Origin of the sequence: Flavobacterium myungsuense, from assembly GCF_042677265.1 — a bacterium.
GTDB lineage: Bacteria > Bacteroidota > Bacteroidia > Flavobacteriales > Flavobacteriaceae > Flavobacterium > Flavobacterium myungsuense.
In genome coordinates this window covers 59,349-65,707 of the sequence record NZ_JBHTIZ010000015.1, presented here as the reverse complement: position 1 = coordinate 65,707, position 6,359 = coordinate 59,349, and the positions used below count along the sequence as shown (strand labels likewise).

Annotated in this window: 3 protein-coding genes; all 3 read left to right on the top strand. The window is 31.1% G+C overall.

Annotated features, from left to right (window positions below):
* Positions 1–651 precede the first annotated feature (651 nt).
* Positions 652–2,586, top strand: coding sequence for an alpha-1,4-glucan--maltose-1-phosphate maltosyltransferase (locus ACFQ0S_RS06385; RefSeq protein WP_379754927.1), 1,935 nt, complete (start codon positions 652–654; stop codon positions 2,584–2,586).
* Positions 2,587–2,588: 2 nt separating this feature from the next.
* A complete protein-coding gene (locus tag ACFQ0S_RS06380; protein ID WP_379754924.1) occupies positions 2,589–4,217 on the top strand; it encodes a trehalose synthase in 1,629 nt (542 codons plus the stop codon).
* A 103-nt stretch (positions 4,218–4,320) separates the two neighbouring features.
* Positions 4,321–6,225 (top strand): 1,4-alpha-glucan branching protein GlgB, encoded by a 1,905-nt coding sequence (gene glgB / locus ACFQ0S_RS06375; protein ID WP_379754930.1) that lies wholly within the window; start codon positions 4,321–4,323, stop codon positions 6,223–6,225.
* Positions 6,226–6,359 lie beyond the last annotated feature (134 nt).

Below are 6,359 nucleotides of genomic sequence, written 5' to 3'. Positions count from 1 at the left end.
AGTTCATTAGTCTGTAAGTTTATCGTTAGTAATTTAAAATTACAAATTTTTAACTTTACACACTTTTTTTGTACAGTATCTTTGTTTAGTGAACCCCAACCTATCTAGACTGGGTTCTTTTTTGGTGGCAATGTGTCGGCCGTTGGCCTCTATTCGTCGCCTTAGCTTAGCCTATTCGGATAACGTCTAGCGTCTTTTGAAAAATTCTAGTTTGATAAGAACACCATAAAGCAATCAAAACAATAAGTAGTTATTTAATTTTTTTTCGTTCATCTTACGTAGAGGATGGTCGTTTTTCTTTTTCAGTTTGGCTAAAGAATCAAGTCTTTTAATACCTTTCATCTAGAAGTTAATGCATTTTTATTTTGAGTATAATTGAGATTCATTTCACAAAACAGTGTATAAGATAACTAATTTTAAAATCTCACTAGGATTTCTATATTTTAATAGTATATAAAACAATTTTTAAATAAATATACTTATTGATTCTGTCAAAATAATCAATGAATAAATTATATAATGTTCAATTTAATTTAAAATTAATAAATTTAAACGGTATTTTTACATATTTTTGAATTTTTAATAATTGTTAGTTCAAGTAATGTTATTATATTTTTTTTACTAAATTTAGAAATAATAAAATTTATTAAAATGCAGAATCAAACCCGAATAATCATCGAAAATGTTTTACCGCAATTAGATGGCGGTGCAAATCCAATAAAAAGAATTGTTGGTCAAAAAGTGACAGTTACCTCTGACGTATTTTCTGACGGTCATGACGTTTTACAATGTTGTGTAAAATTCAAACATGAAGATGATAAAAGTTGGCAGGAAGTACGAATGACCCCTACAGAAAACGATTCATGGATTGCAGAATTTAAAGTTGAAAAGCAAGGCTATTATACCTATTTTGTAGAGGGATGGGTAGATTATGCTTTAAATTGGCAACACGGAACAGAACGGAAAATCCAAGACAATCAATATGTTAAATCTGAGCTTTTAGAAGGAGCTGAATATGTTAGAGCTGTTCAAAAAATGGCTACTGATTCAGAAAATGATTATTTAAATAGGCTTGTATATTTATTTACAACAGAGTCTGAATATGAAGCAGCAATTCCAGAAGTAACCTCTTTAGAATTAAAAAAAATATTTAAGAAATACCCGATACTTTTTTTGGAAAATAAATCTCTTGAACTTCAAGTTTATGTTGACAGAAAAAAAGCATTATTTAGTACTTGGTATGAGTTTTTTCCACGTTCTGCCTCTGAATTTGATCACAAGCATGGAACATTTAAAGACTGTGAAAGACTTTTGCCTCGAGTAGCTTCAATGGGTTTTGACACCTTATACTTTCCGCCTATTCATCCTATCGGAGAAGTAAATAGAAAAGGGAAAAATAATGCTACTAATGCTCAGTTTGGTGATGTTGGTTCTCCATGGGGAATTGGTTCACAATATGGAGGTCATAAATCTACGCATCCAGAATTAGGAACAATTGATGATTTTAAATCATTAGTTAGAAAAGCAAAAGATTTAGGAATTGAAGTGGCAATGGATTACGCGCTTCAAGCAGCTCCTGACCATCCTTTTGTTAAAGATTTTCCTCAATGGTTTAAGTGGAGACCAGATGGAACAGTACAATATGCAGAAAATCCACCCAAAAAGTACCAAGATATCCAACCTATTTATTTTGAAAGTAGCGACTGGAAAAACCTTTGGAAAGAATTGTTAGATGTTGCTTTGTTTTGGATTGAAGAATGTGATATTAAAATTTATCGAGTTGATAATCCGCATACAAAACCATTTTATTTTTGGGGCTGGTTAATAGGTGAGATTAAGAAAAAACATCCAGATGTATTGTTTTTAGCAGAAGCCTTTACAAGACCAAAAATAATGAATGAATTGGCAAAACAAGGTTTCTCACAATCCTATACCTATTTCACCTGGAGGGATTCTAAAAAGGAGTTAACGGATTATGTAACTGAATTAACTACAACTGATCAAAAAGAGTTTTATCGACCAAATTTTTGGCCAAACACACCTGATATTAATCCATTTGCACTACAAAGCGGAAATGAATCAGTACATTTACAAAAGTATTTTCTCGCTGCAACATTAAGCTCTAACATTGGAATTTATGGTCCTGTTTTTGAATATATGATTTGCACTCCAATGGCTCCTGGAAAGGAAGAGTATCTAAATTCTGAAAAATATGAATATTTTAAATGGGATTGGGATAAAAAAAACAAAATAACAACAATAATTACAAAAATTAATTCAATAAGAAAAGAACAAATTTCATTACAGCAAACCAATAATATTATTTTTTGCGATACCAATAATGACCAAGTAATGGCTTATTATAAATATGATGATGATAAGCAAAATGAAACTTTAATGGTTGTTAGTTTAAATCCTTATAACCAAAGTCAAGCCATTATTAGACTTCCTTTAGAACATTTAAAAAGTCAATCGGTTCAAATAGTTGATTTAATAACGGGAAATAGTTACGATTGGAATAAAGAATGGAACTATGTTGAGTTGAATCCCGAATTACCATTTCATTTATTTAAAATTCAAAAATAAAGATGGAAAATAAAATTAATGAAGATGAATTTCAAAATCCATTTGTGTTTAATACAGATTGGAAAAATGCTTTTGAAGATGAAGAATTTATAAAAGTTTTTTCTTCGGATATTTTAGAAAACTATATCATAAATAAACGATGGTATGGAGGAAAAGCGAGTACTTTAAAATATATTGAAGTAGTAGATTCATTTAAAATCAATTCTAAAAACAACACTTATTTTGGAGTTTTATTAGAAGTGAATTTTAAAGAAGCATTTTTTCAGAATTATTTTATGCCACTGGGTTTCATGTCAGAATCTGAACTTGATACCAACACCATTATTGCCCCCGTAAAAATGAACGGGCAAGAAGGATTTTTGGTAGATGCGTTACACCAAGAGGATTTTAGAAAATTACTTTTTGATAAGATTTTATCCTCTGGCGACAAAACAGATTCGAAAGTGAAGTTTCATAAAGGTGTAAAACTGGAAGATAAAGAATACAAGAGTTCTAAGTTTATGGGGGTGGAGCAAAGCAACACTTCAATAATATTTAATAATACTTTGGTGCTAAAAATTTTCAGAAGAATTTATATCAGTACAAATCCCGATTATGAAATTAGTCGTTTTCTAACAGAACGAATGGATTTTAAGAGTTCACCAGCCTATACAGGTAGCATTAGTGTTGTTCTAGCAGACGGAAATATTACTTTAGGTTTGATGCAGGAATTAGTTCCTAATCAAGGAGATGCATGGCAATATATGTTAACAGAAACAGATCGTATTTTTGATAATTTAAAAAATAAAAAAATAAAAATTAACAAATTACCCGATGTTGAATTGTTTAAGAGAATAAATTTAAACGAAGTTCCACACGAAATTATTGATTGGGCAGGTTTAAACATATTTACTAGATTACAAACTTTAGCAACTAGAACTGCAGAAATGCATATTGCTCTGGGGGGCGATGTTCACGAAACAGCTTTTACTCCAATTACTTATAACGGTGATTATACAGTTTGGTTAAAAAACAGATTAACCTATCAGTTTCAAAATAGATTAAATATTTTAGAAAATAATCTTCACAAACTAGATGGATTAGCATTAGAATTAGCCAATCAATTTCTAGATAATAAAAAACAAATCAGAAAATTATTCCTTGATTTCGATTGGACAAAAATGAAGTCAGAACGCATTCGTATTCATGGCGATTATCATTTGGGTCAAGTGTTAGTAAATGGAGAAGATTTTATTATCCTAGATTTTGAAGGGGAGCCAGAAAGTACTATTAGAGACAGAAAAGTAAAACAGCCGCCATTAAAAGATGTAGCTGGTATGTTTCGTTCCTTTCATTATGCTATTTATGCTACAATTTTTAATAATAAAGACAAATATCCTTATGAACAAAAAGAACTTTTTCAAGCAGGAGAAATTTTATTTAAATATTTCGTAGGAGTTTTTATTCAGACTTATACTGATGTTGCACAGTCAGGTAATTTAAACATAGGTTATCGCAAAGAAATAGATTTTTTATTAAAATATTGTTTACTCGAAAAAGCAGTCTATGAGTTGGGGTACGAATTAAATTCAAGACCACGGTGGGCTGTAATTCCATTAACAGGAATTGCTAGTATTATGGATTTTAAATAATTTTATTTCTATACAATACAAATTTTTATACCTTTTCAAAATGATTGGGTATTATTAATGAAAATTAAATTAAAAAAATATAATGAGTAAAGAACAAATCATCATGAATAAAGTACAATCCTACTCGCTTTTAACCGATTTCGATATCGATTTATTCAAAGCAGGAAAACATTTTAGATTATATGAAAAACTCGGTGCACATCTACTAGAAGTTGACGGAGTAAAAGGGGTATACTTTGCAGTATGGGCTCCTTCAGCTCGCTCAGTTTCTGTAGTAGGAGATTTTAATTATTGGATTCAAGGTGAACATCAATTGCAAGTTCGCTGGGATTCTTCAGGAATTTGGGAAGGATTTATTCCAGGAATAGAAAAAGGAACAACCTATAAATATAAAATACAATCTAACAATAACGGGATTATCACTGAAAAAGCAGACCCATTTGCTTTATATTGTGAGCATCCGCCACATACAGCATCTGTTATTTGGGATTTAGACTATAAATGGAAAGACAAATCTTGGATGGACAACAGAAAAGATAAAAATGGATTGGATAAACCTTATTCTGTTTATGAAGTGCACTTAGGTTCTTGGAAACGCAATGCCGATGGTAAGTTTTTAACTTATGTAGAATTAGCTGAGGATTTAGTAAAATATGTAAAAGAAACAGGTTTTACCCATGTAGAGTTTATGCCAATAATGGAATATCCTTATGATCCGTCTTGGGGGTATCAATTAGTAGGCTATTTTGCTCCAACATCTCGTTTTGGTAAACCACAAGATTTTATGCTTCTTGTTGATAAATTACATCAAGCTGGTATTGGAGTAATTTTAGACTGGGTTCCTTCTCATTTTCCTGATGACGCACACGGTTTAGGATTTTTTGATGGTTCCAATCTTTTCGAGCATCCAGATAGAAGAAAAGGATATCACCCTGATTGGAAAAGTTTGGTATTTAATTACGGAAGAAATGAGGTACGTTCTTTTTTAATTAGTAATGCTATATTTTGGTTGCAACATTATCATGTAGATGGACTTCGTGTAGATGCAGTTGCTTCGATGTTGTATCTAGATTATTCTAGAGAAGAAGGAGAGTGGGAGCCAAATATTTTTGGTGGAAGAGAAAACTTAGATACAATAAGCTTCTTAAAAGATTTTAACGAGGCTGTATATTCTAATTTTGAAGGGGTGCAAACTATTGCTGAAGAAAGCACTTCTTTCCCAATGGTTTCAAGACCAACATTTGTAGGAGGTCTGGGTTTTGGAATGAAATGGATGATGGGTTGGATGCACGATACACTAGAGTATTTTAAAAAAGAACCTATTTACAGAAAATACCATCAAAACGATTTAACATTTTCTATGACTTATGCTTTTTCCGAAAACTTTATGTTGCCTTTATCGCATGACGAAGTAGTTTATGGTAAAAAATCAATTGCTGGAAGAATGACTGGAGATGAATGGCAAAAATTCGCAAATCTTAGGTTACTTTACGGATATATGTTTACGCATCCCGGGACAAAATTATTGTTTATGGGAGCTGAATTTGGGCAAAGCAACGAATGGAATTTCGAAGGTAGTTTAGATTGGCATTTGTTACAATACGATTACCACGAAGGCATTAGAAAAGTAATTACTGATTTGAATGCTTTATATAAAACATACCCAGCACTTCATGAAAAACAGTTTAGTCCTGAAAGTTTCGAATGGATAAGTTATTCTGATTATCAAAATGCAGTGATGTCATATATTAGAAAAGGGCATAATCCTAAAGACGATCTTGTTGTGGTATGTAATTTTACTCCAGTAATAAGAGAAAACTACCGAATAGGATTATCTAAGAAAGGAAAAATCACCGAAATATTTAATAGCGATAGCACCATTTATGGAGGTAGCGGTGTTGGTAATTCAAAAGCAATAAAAATTGAAGCTGATCCTTGGAATGGTCGTGATTTTTCTGCAGAATTGGTTTTACCTCCACTTAGTGTTACTGTTTTTAAAATGTCTTAAAAACAATTGAATTTGTATTGAATAAATCTTTTACTATATCTTTAAAAACTTCAAATTTATTATAAAGAAGAGAGATAAGGTAAGAGATTTATTCATTTATAAGCAAATTAAATAAAAAGTATTGCGCATTCGAT